Source organism: Aeromonas sp. Prich7-2 (assembly GCF_017939255.1).
Classification (GTDB): Bacteria; Pseudomonadota; Gammaproteobacteria; order Enterobacterales; family Aeromonadaceae; genus Aeromonas; species Aeromonas caviae.
The window spans coordinates 569-14,473 of sequence record NZ_JAGKRI010000372.1; the positions used below are offsets into that span (position 1 = coordinate 569).

Here is a 13,905-nt window from a genome sequence, read left to right on the forward strand (position 1 = left end):
TTCAGTATAGTTCGTGGTAACTGACTGTTAATCATGGGTAATCAGGAAAGAAATAGTTGCATAATAGTCAGGCTATTCTTTTGACAACCATTGCAGTGTGCCCGGCCCCTTCGGGGGGCCCACGATAACAGGTGACTCATCGCCGATGACCCGACATGTTTCTGATGCCGATTCCCCCTGGCTGGACTGGCACGGCCTGGGTGGCTGGAATGTCTATTTTCTTGCCAAGTTCGCCCTGCTCTGGGGGGGATATCTCAACTTCCATCCCCTGATCAACCTGGTGTTTGCCGCCTTCCTGATCTTTCCCCTGCCAAGGGCCGGGTGGCGCCGTGCGCGGCACTGGCTGGCGTTGCCGGTGGGGGCGGGGATCTTCTATCACGATACCTGGTTGCCGGGGATAGAGAGCATTCGTGCCCAGGGCAGCCAGGTCTTCTCCTTCACCCTGGATTACTGGGCGGAGTTGCTCGGGCGTTTCATCAATTGGGAGATGGTCGGCGCGGGGTTCGTGCTGCTGACGCTCTATCTGTTCATCGCCCAGTGGTTGCGCTTCACCCCCTGGATCCTGCTGGCGCTGCTCTGGCTCTGGGTCTCGCCCCAGGTGAGCAATCCCTTCGCGAGCAGCAAGGGGGCGAGCGAGCACGCCCTGAACACGCCCCGGGAGGAGACCCGCCCCTCAGTGCTGCCCATGGAGGAGCAGCTTGACCAGAGTGCCCCGCCGACCAACGAGAACCTCAACGCCTATCTCGATGGCTTCTATCGGGAGGAGCAGGAGAGACTGGTGCACTTCCCGGAGAGCCTGCCAGCCCAGGCGACCCCCTTCGATGTGCTCATCATCAATGTCTGCTCCCTGGCCTGGCATGACGTGGAGGCGAGCGGCCTGAGCGGGCATCCGGTCTGGTCCCACTTCGACATTCGCTTCAACCGCTTCAACTCCGCCACCTCCTACAGCGGCCCAAGCTCCATTCGCCTGCTGCGGGCCAGTTGCGGGCAGACCAGCCACCAGGGGCTCTATGTGACGGCGCCGAAGCAGTGTCTGCTGTTCGAGAACCTTGCCCAGCTCGGCTTTGCCAAACAGGTGGCCATGGATCACTCGGGGGATTTTGGCAATTACCTGACCGGCCTGCAGCAGTATGCCGGGCTGGATGTGACCCCCATGGACAAGAAGGGGCTGGCCCATGATCTCGCCTCCTTCGATGGCGAGCCCATCTATCGCGGGGATGCCCTGTTCGGCCGCTGGCTGAACGAGCGGACACAGAGTCAGGCGGCACGCAACGTCACCTTCTTCAACCTCATCGCCCTGCACGATGGCAACCGTTATGTGGCGAGCCGCCAGATAGCGCCCTACAAGGAGAGGCTCAAGACCCTGCTGGATCAGCTGGACGACTTCATGACGACGCTGGAGCAATCCGGCCGCAAGGTGGCCGTGGTGATGGTGCCTGAGCACGGCGCCGCTCTCACCGGCGACAAGATGCAGATGGCCGGGCTGCGGGACATTCCCAGCCCGAGCATCACCCTGGTGCCGGTGGGGGTTGCCCTGCTCGGTACCAAGGCGCCCCACGAGGCGACCCGCAACGTGGACACCCCCAGCAGCTTCCTGGCGGTATCAGAACTGGTCTCCAGGCTGGTGGGGAAGGATGTGTTCGGGAGCGAGACCATTGATTGGGATGCCCTGCTGGGCGATCTGCCGCAGACCCCGTCGGTGTCCGAGAACCAGGGCTCGGTGGTGATCGAATATCAGGGCAAGTACCACATCAAGCTGGGGCAGGGGGACTGGGTCCCCAATCCCCAATGAGACCGGAAGTGACGATGCGCAGCGAACGGCAATCAGACATGCAGACCCCCTTCGGCGTCCCGGTGGAGGGCACGGTGATCAATGACGTGGCCATGGTCCAGCAGGCCTTTGGTGTCAGCCTCTCCTATCAGGATATTGCCGCCAGGGAGCGGCTCGCCGCCTTGTGCGCACGCTTCCCCCTGCTGGCGGAGGTGGCAGTGAAAGGGCCCGAGGGGACTGGCGAGGGGAGGTCTGCATGAAGGTGATCGCCCTGCAGGGGATCCGGGGAGGTGTGGGGACCACCGCCATCGTGGCCGGACTGGCCCAGGCTGCCCATGAGCAGGGGGCAAGGGTGCTGGCGGTGGATCTCTGCCCGGACAACCAGCTTGGCATCCACCTTGGCCTGCCCCATGACGATCCGGGAGGCTGGAGCCGGCTGACCCAGCCGGCGCGGGAGTGGCGAGGTGCGCTTCACCGCCGGGAGGAGGGACTGGATCTGCTCTCCCATGGCGGGGGGGAGGGGGCGTCGGCCGAGTGGCTGGCGGGGATCGATGGCTATGATCTGGTGCTGCTGGATCTGCCCCTGGGCATGGCCCCCGTCATCCCCTGCAGGCGCTTGCTGGTGGTCAATGCGGATGCCAACTGCCATGTGCGGCTTCACCGCCACCCCTGGGCGGCCGATGAGCGTCTGCTGGTGACCCAGTTCTCCAGCCAGCGGGCCCTGCAGCAGGGGCTGCTGGATCTCTGGCTGGCAGGGGGGCTCCCTCTGCTCAATCTTCATCTGCACAGGGACGAAGCCATGGCGGAGGCCATGGCCGCCAAGCTGCCGGTCGGCCGCTATGCCCCCACCAGTCTGGTTGCCCACGAGCTGGCCGCCCTGGCGACCTGGTGTCTGGCAGAGGGGGAGGCGCCCCGATGAGAGTGCGGCTGCTGACGCCGGCTGCGGGCCTCTGGTGCTCGCAGCGCTATCGCGCACTGCGCGAGCGGGGGGCTTCCCGCCCGGGGGCAGCCGCATTGACCCTGGGCTGGCTGCTGGCCTGGGCTCTCTTCCCCCTCGAGCGTCATGGTTGGCAATGGGTGCTGGGCCATGCCCGGGGGCTCTATCCCCAGCTGACGCACCCCCGGGTGGGGGATCCCCTGCGCGTTCTGTTGCAGAGCCTCTGGATGATAGTGCGTCGCCCACAGCCCATCCCTCTGCGCTGGCCTGCCTCCTGGCAACGGCTCTGGCATATGGGTACTCAGGCTCTCGGGGCCTTCCTGGCCCGCCAGGAGGAGAAAGGGCTGGCCGCCGCCAGGGCCACGCCCCGCGAGGAACGCTGGAAGAGTGTGCTGCTCTGCGTGGTGGCCGGGAGCCTCTCCCTGCTCTGCGTCACCCAGCCGTTCACCCTGCAGGCACAGCTGGTGTTCGTCCTCCTGCTGGCGGCCATGGCCTTCATCCTGCGGGCCGTGCCGGGCCGTTATCCCATGCTGATGATGATGGTGCTCTCCCTCACCATCTCCTGCCGCTACATCTGGTGGCGCTACACCTCGACCCTCGACTGGTTCGACCCCGTCAGCCTGACCTGCGGCCTGCTGCTGCTGGCCGCCGAGACCTATGCCTGGCTGGTGCTGCTGCTCGGCTACTGGCAGACCGCATGGCCCCTGCACCGCCCTCCGGCACAACTGCCGGCGGATCCGGCCAAGTGGCCCAGCGTGGATCTGATGATCCCCACCTACAACGAGGATCTCGCCATCCTGAAGGGGACTGTCTACGCCGCCATGGGGCTCGACTGGCCCGCCGACAAGCTGACCATCTGGCTGCTTGACGACGGGGGGCGGGCGGCGTTTCGCGACTTCGCCGATGAGGCCGGGATCCGCTATGTGGCCCGGTCGACCCATGAGCACGCCAAGGCGGGCAACATCAATCACGCCCTCAAGATGGCCACCGGGGATCTGGTCGCTATCTTCGACTGTGACCACCTGCCGACCCGCTCCTTCCTGCAGATGACGGTGGGCTGGTTCTACCGGGATCCCCGTCTGGGCGTGGTCCAGACCCCCCACCACTTCTTCTCCGCCGATCCGTTCGAACACAACCTGCAACGGTTTCGCAAGATGCCGAACGAGGGGGCCCTCTTCTACGGCCTGGTGCAGGATGGCAACGACATGTGGGATGCCAGCTTCTTCTGCGGCTCCTGCGCCGTCATCAAGCGCACCGCCCTTGACGAGATCGGCGGCATCGCGGTGGAGACGGTCACCGAGGATGCCCACACCTCCCTGCGGCTGCACCGCCTCGGCTACACCTCGGCCTATATCCGGATCCCGCTGGCGGCGGGGCTGGCCACCGAAAGCCTCTCTGCCCACATCGGTCAGCGCATCCGGTGGGCGCGCGGCATGGTGCAGATCCTGCGTCTGGACAACCCCCTCTTCGGCAAGGGGCTCAAGCTGGGGCAGCGGCTGTGCTACTTCAATGCCATGCTGCACTTTCTCTCGGGCATACCGAGGCTCATCTTCCTGACGGCGCCGCTCGCCTTCCTGATCCTGCACGCCTACATCATCTATGCCCCGGCGGCGGCCATCGCCCTCTACATGTTGCCGCACATCTTCCACAGCGCCCTGACCAACTCCCGGTTGCAGGGCAAGGTGCGCCACTCCTTCTGGGGCGAGGTCTATGAGACGGTGCTGGCCTGGTACATCGCCAGGCCGACCACGGTGGCGCTCTTTGCACCTCACAAGGGGACGTTCAACGTGACTGCCAAGGGGGGGATGACGGAGGAGGTGTTCCTCGATCTGTCGGTCTCCCGCCCCTATCTGCTGCTGATCCTGCTCAATCTGTGCGGGCTGGGGTTCGGCCTCTGGCGCATCGGCACCGGCCCTGCCGACGAGGTGCCGACCCTGATCCTCAGCATGATCTGGACCCTCTACAACATGACCATACTGGGCTGCGCCCTGGCGGTGGCCTTCGAGTCGCGGCAGGTCCGTGCCAACCCCAGGGTGGAGATGGTGATGCCGGCGGCCATCAGGCTGGCGAACGGTCACCTCTACCCCTGTACCGTCAGGGATTACTCCAACGGGGGGGTCGGGGTGCTGCTCGAGGCGCCCCTGCCCCTGGCCGACAAGGAGAGGGTCTGGTTGCTGCTGCGCCATGACCAGCGGGAGCAGGCGTTCGCCGCCAAGGTGCAGCGGGTGTTCGGCTGCAAGCTGGGACTGGAGCTGGAGCCCATGGCGCAGGCACAGCATGTCGAGTTCATCCAGTGCACCTTCGCCCGGGCCGATACCTGGTCCCTGTGGCAGCAGCGTCTGGGCAAGGATCGCCCCCTCCACAGCCTGATCGACATTACCCTGCTCGGCTGGGGGGCTTACTGGCGTCTGGCCCGTACCTCACCCATCGGCTTTGTTTGTATCCTCCTCGAGAAGCTGGCTCGCTGGCTCCTCTCCTTCGTTCCCCGTCGCGTCTCCCCAGATTTCCGGGCCGGGACTCCGACCCCACAGACAGTGAAAGGATGATGAAACCACAACGCTACCTTATTCCTCTCCTGCTGATGGCGCAGGGTGCGACCGCCGCCGAGGCCGTCGGCCCCCTGCCGCCCGTTCCCGCTCCGGTGCGCACCCAGGGGATGAGCTTCGAACAGATGGCATCATCGCCAGGCACCCTCTCCCTGCGCGGCAATGCGCCAGACGGACTGGCCGACTTCACCGTGCGGCGGGACGAGGTGGTGACCCGGGCCACCCTGGACCTGAACTTCACGCCATCGCCCTCCCTGCTGCCGCTCATCTCCCAGGTCAAGGTCTATCTCAATGACGAGCTGATGGGGGTGACGGCCCTCAACCAGGATCAGATGGGGACGATGACCCATGCCAGCATCGAGCTGGATCCCCGCTATGCCAAGGATTTCAACCGCCTCAAGGTGAGCTTCGTTGGCCACTATCAGAAAGTGTGCGAGAACCCGGCGAGCGATACCCTCTGGCTCAACGTCAACCGGGACAGCAAGCTGACCCTGCAGTTGCAGACCCTGCCGGTGCGCAACGAGCTCTCCTTCTTCCCCATGCCGTTCCTCGACGTGCGGGACAATGGCAAGCTGACTCTGCCCATGGTGTTCACGGGCTCAGTGCCCCCGGAGCAGCAGCAGGCGGCGGCGGTGCTGGCCTCCTGGTTCGGAACCAAGGCCCAGTGGCGGGGCCAGCATTTCCCTGTGCTCATCAACCAGTTGCCGGATCGCAACGCCGTGATCTTTGCCACCAATGACGCGCGCCCCGATTTCCTGGTGGACTATCCCGAGGTGAAGGGGCCCACCATCGACATGATCAGCTCCCCCGACAACCCCTATGTGAAGCTGCTGCTGATCCTGGGGCGGGATCAGCAGGACCTGCTGACGGCGGTGCAGGGGCTGGCGCGAGGCGATGTCATGCTGCGTGGCCAGAGCGTCATGGTGGACGAGGTGAAGCCGCTCTCCCCGCGTCAGCCCTACGATGCCCCGAACTGGGTGCGACTGGATCGCAAGATGCGCTTTGATGAACTGACGGAGTACCCGGGCCAGTTGCAGGCAACGGGGCGCACGCTGTGGCCCATGAGCCTGACGCTGCGCCTGCCGCCAGATCTCTATCTGCTGGGGGAGAACGGCATCAGGACGGAGCTGAAGTATCAACACACCTCGCCCACCCTGCGCGACGGTTCCCGGTTGGATGTGGGGGTCAACGGCCAGCTCATGAAGTCGTTCACGCTCGAGCCCGGCGAGATCAAGAGTGAGCGGTTGCTGACCCTGCCGCTCTGGTTTGCCGACGATGGCGACACCATGGCGCTGCGCATGCCCGGGCTCAAGACCACCCAGGCCAACAGCCTGAGCTTCTCGTTCGAGTATGCCCAGCAATACATGGGAGGAACGGAGGATGGCCGTTGCGACCTGGTGATGCCGCCAGCCCATCAGGTGCGCATCGACGAGGGCTCCACCATCGACTTCACCGGCTATCGCCACTTCATCGAGATGCCCGATCTCAAGGCGTTCGCCTATGCCGGCTTCCCGTTCAGCAGGATGGCGGATCTCGCCGACACCCAGATTGTCATGCCGGCCAGACCCCATCCCGGGCAGATCACCACCTTGCTCGATGCCGTCGGTGCCATCGGGGCCGAGACCGGGTATCCGGCGCTCTCCCTGCAGGTTCTGGACGACTGGGAGCGGGCGCGCACCGCGGATCGGGATACCCTGCTCATTGGCACCCTGCCGGAGGAGTTTCGAGGGGATCTGGCTCCCGACGCCCTGCTGCAATCCACGCGCAGCTGGGTCAACGAGCCAACCCGCCAGCACAAGGGGGATCTGCTGCACACCATGGCCGATCGCCAGCCCCAGGCCCGGGTGGGCATGACGGGCAACCGGGCCATCGCCGTCATCCTGGGGCTGCAATCGCCGACCCATGATCAGCGCAGCCTGGTGGCCTTGCTGGCGGATGGACCGGCGGGGGTCACATTGCTCAATGAGGCTCTGCAGACCCGTACCCTGCGCGATCAGGTGGCGGGCTCGGTGGCCATCATCCGGGAATCCGGGGTGAAGAGCCTGGTGGTGGGGGATCGCTACGAGGTGGGCTACCTGCCGTGGTGGGAGCGTCTCTGGCAACTGTTTGCCCGTTATCCGGTGCGTCTTGCCGGGCTGACCCTGCTCTGCATGCTGGTACTGGGCTGGGGCCTGCGGGTGTTGCTTGCCAGTGCCAGCCGCCGCCGTCTGAAGGAAGATTAAGATATGACTCAGATGAAAAATGTCTGTGGTGCCCTGCTCCTCTGGGCCCTTTGTTCCCTCCCGGCGCAGGCCGTCTGCCACTGGCCGGAGTGGGATCACTTTCGCCAGCACTACATCAGCGAAGAGGGCAGGGTCATCGACCCTGCCGACGGGCGCCGCATCACCACCTCGGAAGGCCAGAGCTATGCCCTCTTCTTCGCTCTGGTCAACGATGACAGGGAGACCTTTGCCCGCCTGCTCGACTGGACGGAGCGGCAGCTCGCCCGCGGGGATCTGACCGGCTTCCTGCCATCCTGGCTCTGGGGCAGGCAGCAGGACGGCAACTGGGGCGTGCTGGACGCGAACAGCGCGTCCGATTCGGATCTCTGGATAGCCTACAGCCTGCTGGAGGCAGGTCGCCTGTGGGACAACCACAGCTACTCTGCCCTCGGCACCCTGTTGCTGCGCCGCATCGCCCGGGAAGAGGTCGCCACGCTGCCGGGTCTCGGCCCCGTGTTGCTGCCCGGGGCGAAAGGCTATGAGGGGGAGGGACGCTGGACCCTCAACCCCAGTTATCTGCCCCCACAACTGCTGGCCAGATTCGCTTCCTTCAAGGGGCCCTGGGGCGAGATGCGGGCCCTCTTGCCCAAATTGTTGCAGGAGAGTGCGCCCCGTGGCTTTGCCCCGGACTGGGTGGACTGGCAGGCCGACAAGGGATGGCAGGTGACGGCGGACAAGGGCGACACCGGTGGCTATGACGCCATCCGCGTCTATCTCTGGCTCGGCATGCTGAGCGAGGAGGATCCCGCCAGGGCTTCCCTGGTGGCCCACTTTGCCCCCATGCTGGCGCAGCTGACCGAATCGGGTCATCTGCCCGAGCGGGTCTCCAGCCAAAGTGGTCAGGTTCAGGGCAAGGGGCCGAGCGGCTTTGCCGCCGCCCTCCTGCCCCTGTCACGGGGCTTGCCGGCGCAGGTCACCTTGCGCAAGCAGGTCTCCGATCACGGGCTGGATGCGGATGCCTACTACGGCAGCGTGCTGACCCTGTTCGGCGCAGGCTGGGATCAGGGGCGTTATCGCTTTGCCGCCGACGGTACCCTGCAGCCGGATTGGAGCGAGTCATGTCAGGCAGAGTAACTCTGGGGTGCCTGCTCGCCTGCCTGATGAGCGGAGCCCTGGCGCAAGGGACGGTACAGCCGGTGGCCTGGTTGCTGGAGCAGGTCAGGATTGGCGAGGCCCGTGGGCGGGAAGATCTCGTCAGCAACAGCCTCTATTCCCTCTCCCTGGTGGAGCCCGATCATCCGGAGCTGCTGGCAGCCCAGGCCCGTCAGGCCCTGCGCCAGGGCAAGGTCAAGGAGGCCGGGGCACTGCTGGCCCGCCTTGGCAAGCAAGACCCCGACTCTGCGCTCTATCGTCAGGGCATGGCCAACCTGGCCCTGAACGAACCGGCCAGGCGCCAGCAACTGCAACAAGCCAGGCTGCTGACCAGCGCCGGCAGGCTGGAGGAGGCCGAGCGTCTCTATCGCTCCCTGTTCTCCGGTGATTTGCCCCCCAATCTCGACGTGGCGGTGGATTATGCCCTGTTGCAGACACGGATCCCGGCCATGAAAGCGAAGGGGCTGGCGGCCCTGGAGGCACTCAACCGGCAATATCCGGGTGAGCCCAGAGTGCGGGGCGGGCTGGCTCGCCTCTATCTGGCGGAGGGTCGGCGCCAGGGGGCACAGAACCTGTTGCGCGAGATGGCGCGAGACCCCTATCAGCGGGACGAGGCCGCCGAGATCTGGCTCGCGGACATCGAATCCCTGCCCATCGGTCCCGGGAGCATCGCTGCCTTGCAGGAGTACATGGTGCTCTTTGGCGAAGGGGATACCACCAAGGCGGAACAGCTGCTCGCGGCCCAGGAGGAGAAGTGGGCCTCGCCCGCCTATCGTGCACGCCAGTCGGCGCTCGCAAGCACGGCGGGAGGTGGTGCCTCCATCTCCCGCTTGCAGCGTGCCCTGGCTGCCAACCCGGGGGATCCCGAACTCATGGGGGCCCTCGGGCAGGCCTACTCCCGCAACGATCAGCGAGCGCTGGCCATCGCCCAGTTTGAACGGGTGCTGGCACACCCCGAGGTGACCGACAAGGACAAATGGCGCAGCCTGCTGGCCACCAACCGCTACTGGCTGCTGGTGAGCCAGGGGCGCAGCGCCCTGGAACGGGAGCAGTGGGATGAGGCGGCGACCCTGTATCGCCGTGCCATCGCCCAGGATGGGCGTGAACCCGAAGCCTGGCTGGGGCTCGGAGACAGCGAGCGTGGCCGTCATCGCGATGCCGACGCGGAGTCCGCCTACCGCAAGGCGCTCGCCATGGGGAGCGCGCGGGAGCGGGCACTGGCCCGCCTGTTCGATCTCTACAAGGAGCAGGATCCGGCACGTGCCCTGGCCCTGCTGGAGCAGCAGGGCACCCCCGGGATGCAAGCCGAAGGGCGGCGGCTCAAGGCCGGGCTGTTGCAGGAGGAGGCCGATCAGCTCGATCGGGCCGGCAAGGTGGCGGCGGCGCTGCGCCTTCGCGAGCAGGCACTCGCGCTGACCCCGGAAGAGGTGTGGCTGGCCTATCGAGTGGCCGATACCCGGGCCCGCCTCGGGGAAGCCGGTAGCGGGGAGCGGCTCTTGCGGGAACGGCTGGCGGCGCGACCCCAGGACGCCACCCTGCGCTACGCCACCGCCCTCTATCTCTCGGGGCAGGACAAGACGGTGGAGGCGAGAGGGGTGCTGGCCGCCATCCCTAGGTCCGGCTGGACACAGGACATGGATGCGCTGGATCGGCGCCTCGCCCGCGGCGAGGTGCTCGCCAGGGCGAGGGCGCGTCACGAGGCCGGGGATGATGAGGGGGCCGAACGCCTGCTTCAGCCGCTGCAGCCGGATGAAGAGGTAAGCCTGATGCTGGCGGAGTGGTCCACGGATCGGGGGGCCTATGCACTGGCGGAGCAGCGCTATCAGGAGGTGCTTGCCCGCACGCCGCAACAGCCCGAGGCCAGGCTTGGCATGGCCGAACTGGCCCAGGCCAGGGGCGATCTGGCAAAGGCCCGTCACTGGCTGCCCGCCTGGCCGGTCAGCCCGCTGCCCCCGGAGGGGGCCAACTACTACCGCCGGGTAGCCAATCTCTATCAGGCGCTGGGAGAGGGCGAGACAGCCCGCGCCATCTTCACCGACTACGAACCCCTGGTGGCGATGCAACCGGCCTCCCAGCAGACGGCGCTGTTCTGGCGCGATGCCGCCCGTCAGCGCGTTGCCGAGCATGATGTGGAAGGGGCTCTGGTGCGGGATCGCAAGGGGCTGGTGGCCGCAGGTCTGGCCCCCCGCGAGGATCTGGAGGGGGGCGAGCTGACCCGGCTGGCCCGCAGTCAGGATGGGGAGGGGTGGCTGGCATCCGGCCTGCGCAGCGATCTCGACAGGCACTACCGGCAGAGCCAGACCACCTTCTCCCTCGACAGCGATTACTGGGGCTCCAGCGGTACCGGGGGCTACTCGGATCTGCGGGCGCTGACCCAGATGGCGCAACTGGATACGCCGCTGGCCGGTGGTACCGCTTTCGGCCGCCTTGAACTGGTCGACATGGATGCCGGAGATCTGCCGGACTCCCCTTACCGGGCGCAGTTCGGTACCTGTGCGGCCAGGGACTGCCGCGGGGACGCGCACCAGCAGAGCCGGGGGACCACCCTGGCGGCAGGCTGGCAGCGGGGGGCCTGGGCGTTCGATCTGGGGACCACGCCCCTCGGTTTCGAGGTGGTGGACTGGGTCGGTGGCGCCACCTTGACCGGTGACTGGCACACGCTGGGGTGGGGGATGACCCTCTCGCGTCGGCCCGTCAGCAGCTCGCTGCTCTCCTATGGGGGAACGGTGGATCCGGGCACGGGCATCAGCTGGGGCGGGGTGCGGGCGAACGGGATCCGCCTCGATCTCAGCCGGGATCTGGGAGGGGCCGTCGGGTTCTGGGGCAGCGCCCAGCAGCACCTGCTGACCGGCAAGAACGTGCCCGACAACTGGCGCACCCGGCTCATGGGAGGGGGCTATTACAAGTTCGTCAACGAGACCCATCGCCGTGCCAGCGTGGGGCTCAGCACCATGCTGTGGCACTACCAGCAGGATCTGGGGGGCTATACCCTGGGGCAGGGGGGTTATTACAGCCCGCAAGGGTACTTCTCGCTCTCGGTGCCGGTCAGCTACCGGCAGCGTACCTCGGACTGGTCATGGGAGCTGGGGGGATCGGGATCCTGGTCCTACGCCCGAACCGACGACAGCCGTCGCTACCCGCTGGAAGGCCTGCTGCCCGCCGGTTTGCCAGACAGAAATGCGCCTGTGAAAGGGGGCAGCAGCAGTGGATTCGGCTACACCCTGAATGGCGTGGTGGAACACAGGCTGACGGAACACTGGCGCATCGGTGGCCGGGTGGACATCCAGCAGGCGGATGACTATGCCCCCAGCCATGTCACCCTGTTCCTGCGCTACACCTTCAAGCCCTGGCAAGGGGATCTCGACATGCCGCCAAGGCCTCTCACCCCCTACGCGGACTTCGACTGACAGAGGCGCCCGTCATCACCGGGCGCCCTTATTTCAGATAGGAACGCAGTACCCTCACCACCTGATCCAGATCGTCCAGCCGCTCGGCATGGGTCGCCTCCTCGGCGCCAAGATGCTCGCGCATGTGCCCCTCCAGCACCTCCAGCATCAGGCCGTTGACGGCGCCGCGGATGGCGGCGATCTGCTGCAGGATGGCGGCGCAGTCTGTTTCCTGTTCCAGGGCGATCTCCAGGGCACCGGTCTGCCCCTTGATGCGCCTGACCCGTGCCAGCAGCTTCTTCTTGTCGTGAACCGTGTGTGACATGCAGGATCCTCTCGATCAATAAAACTATACTGGGGTATAGTATATAGCATCCTCGTTTTCAGGAGAAATCCATGCCATCCCTCGCCTCATCCCACTGCCACCACCCCGTCGTCCACGAAGGGAATCCCCTGGCCGAACAGAAGACCCGCTGGGCCGTGCTGCTCACCGTCGTCATGATGGTGGCGGAGATCGGTGGCGGCTGGTTCTACAACTCCATGGCGCTGCTGGCCGACGGCTGGCACATGAGCTCCCATGCCCTGGCCCTCGGCCTCTCGGTGCTGGCCTATCGCGCTGCCCGCCACTTCGCGCGGGATCACAGGTTCAGCTTCGGTACCTGGAAGATAGAGGTGCTGGGGGGCTTCAGTAGCGCCCTGCTGCTGGTGGGGGTGGCGGGGTTGATGCTGTTCGAGTCGGTGGCCAGGTTGCTGGACCCCAGCCCCATCCATTATCAGCAGGCGATCGGCATTGCCCTGCTGGGCCTGCTGGTGAATCTGGCCTGTGCCTGGCTGCTCAGGGACGATCACGGCCATCACCATGGTCACGACCACCATCACGGTCATCACGACCACTCGCACGATCACCACCACGGCCATCAGGATCTCAACCTGCGCGCCGCCTACCTCCACGTGCTGGCGGACGCGGCCACCTCGGTGCTGGCGATTGTGGCGCTGGTGGGAGGCATGTTGTGGGGGGCGGACTGGCTGGATCCCCTGATGGGCATCGCCGGGGCCGTGCTGGTGGCGGTGTGGGCCAGGGGGCTGCTGCGTGATACCGGGCGTGTCTTGCTGGATGCGGAGATGGATGCGCCGCTGGTGGACGAGATCCGCGAGGTGATCGCCGAGCTGCCTGGCGCCGAGATCCGCGATCTGCACGTCTGGCGGGTGGGGCAGATGCAGTATGCCGCCGCGATGTCGTTGCAGATGGCGACCCCGGTCCCGGCACAGGCGATCCGCGAGCGCCTCGCCATCCACGAGGAGCTGGTGCACCTGACCATCGAAGTGTCTGCCGACTGACGCCCCTGGCGGGGGTCAGCGGGGAGGCTCGCTCCCCTGATCCTGCCAGAGGGAGCCCAGCATCAGCCTCAGCAGCAGTCCCGGCGGGTCGTCGAGCAGGCGGCCCGGCTCCAGCAGCAGGTGGCCGTCGGCATGAAAGCCCAGGCTGGCGTGAACCTTGCCTTCCTCGCCACACACCTGGAGGAGGCCGTTCAGGGAACCCCCCTCGCCGGGTTGACAGCGCAGCCGCAGCTCCCGTGGTTCCCCCAGCAGGGTGAAGGCGCGGGCGAGGGGCGGGCTCTCTTCATAATCCGGCCAGTTGAAGAAGTGATAGCGTTCGGCGAGCACGCCGGCCTGCTGGCAGAACTGATCGAACAACTGGGCAATGCCCTGATACTCCTGGTCCAGCCGCCTGGCCTGCTCCTCAATCCGTTTCATCACCAAGCCCCCTCTCATGTACAGGATCTTTAGCTACAACCAATTGAAATAGATAGAAAAAAGGCTTCGTTTGTGATCTGATTTAATCGCAAAAAAAAACCGACACGCCCGAAGCCATGACTATTATCAATGCAACCCAGTACCTCAAGCAACTTCT

10 protein-coding genes are annotated in these 13,905 nt (G+C 65.9%); 8 read left to right on the top strand and 2 right to left on the bottom strand.

Translation table 11 applies throughout. From position 1 onward, the window contains the following. Positions 1 to 145: 145 nt before the first annotated feature. Genes bcsG through bcsC form a run of 7 tightly spaced genes read left to right on the top strand, consistent with a single transcriptional unit; the run spans position 146 to position 12,014 of the window. Positions 146 to 1,792 (top strand): cellulose biosynthesis protein BcsG, encoded by a 1,647-nt coding sequence (gene bcsG, locus J9892_RS23865; protein WP_210539151.1) that lies wholly within the window; start codon positions 146 to 148, stop codon positions 1,790 to 1,792. A gap of 14 nt (positions 1,793 to 1,806) precedes the next feature. After that, positions 1,807 to 2,031, top strand: a complete 225-nt coding sequence (gene bcsR, locus J9892_RS23870) for a cellulose biosynthesis protein BcsR (RefSeq protein ID WP_010672842.1) — start codon at positions 1,807 to 1,809, stop codon at positions 2,029 to 2,031. Next, complete coding sequence (bcsQ, locus tag J9892_RS23875) at positions 2,028 to 2,690, top strand: cellulose biosynthesis protein BcsQ (RefSeq protein WP_010672843.1); 663 nt, start codon at positions 2,028 to 2,030, stop codon at positions 2,688 to 2,690. Before bcsR ends, bcsQ begins: the two co-directional genes overlap by 4 nt. Next, the gene (gene bcsA / locus J9892_RS23880) at positions 2,687 to 5,254 is read left to right on the top strand and encodes a UDP-forming cellulose synthase catalytic subunit (RefSeq protein WP_210539152.1); all 2,568 of its coding nucleotides are present in this window, start codon (positions 2,687 to 2,689) and stop codon (positions 5,252 to 5,254) included. Before bcsQ ends, bcsA begins: the two co-directional genes overlap by 4 nt. Beyond that, entirely contained in the window at positions 5,254 to 7,476 is a 2,223-nt protein-coding gene (gene bcsB, locus J9892_RS23885; protein WP_246876747.1) for a cellulose biosynthesis cyclic di-GMP-binding regulatory protein BcsB, read from the top strand. Before bcsA ends, bcsB begins: the two co-directional genes overlap by 1 nt. A gap of 3 nt (positions 7,477 to 7,479) precedes the next feature. After that, a complete protein-coding gene (gene bcsZ, locus J9892_RS23890; RefSeq protein ID WP_043155839.1) occupies positions 7,480 to 8,589 on the top strand; it encodes a cellulose synthase complex periplasmic endoglucanase BcsZ in 1,110 nt (369 codons plus the stop codon). Beyond that, positions 8,574 to 12,014 (top strand): cellulose synthase complex outer membrane protein BcsC, encoded by a 3,441-nt coding sequence (gene bcsC / locus J9892_RS23895; RefSeq protein WP_081844103.1) that lies wholly within the window; start codon positions 8,574 to 8,576, stop codon positions 12,012 to 12,014. Before bcsZ ends, bcsC begins: the two co-directional genes overlap by 16 nt. 28 nt (positions 12,015 to 12,042) lie before the next feature. On the opposite strand, the gene J9892_RS23900 is transcribed toward bcsC, so the two are convergent. Then, positions 12,043 to 12,318 (bottom strand): metal/formaldehyde-sensitive transcriptional repressor, encoded by a 276-nt coding sequence (locus J9892_RS23900; protein WP_041210999.1) that lies wholly within the window; start codon positions 12,316 to 12,318, stop codon positions 12,043 to 12,045. Between the two features lie 71 nt (positions 12,319 to 12,389). Here J9892_RS23900 and dmeF point away from each other — a divergent pair, with 71 nt between their 5' ends. Then, a complete protein-coding gene (gene dmeF, locus J9892_RS23905) occupies positions 12,390 to 13,331 on the top strand; it encodes a CDF family Co(II)/Ni(II) efflux transporter DmeF (RefSeq protein ID WP_043155840.1) in 942 nt (313 codons plus the stop codon). A gap of 15 nt (positions 13,332 to 13,346) precedes the next feature. On the opposite strand, the gene J9892_RS23910 is transcribed toward dmeF, so the two are convergent. Next, on the bottom strand, positions 13,347 to 13,748 hold the full coding sequence (locus J9892_RS23910) for a hypothetical protein (RefSeq protein WP_041211001.1): 402 nt from the start codon (positions 13,746 to 13,748) through the stop codon (positions 13,347 to 13,349). Positions 13,749 to 13,905: the final 157 nt, after the last annotated feature.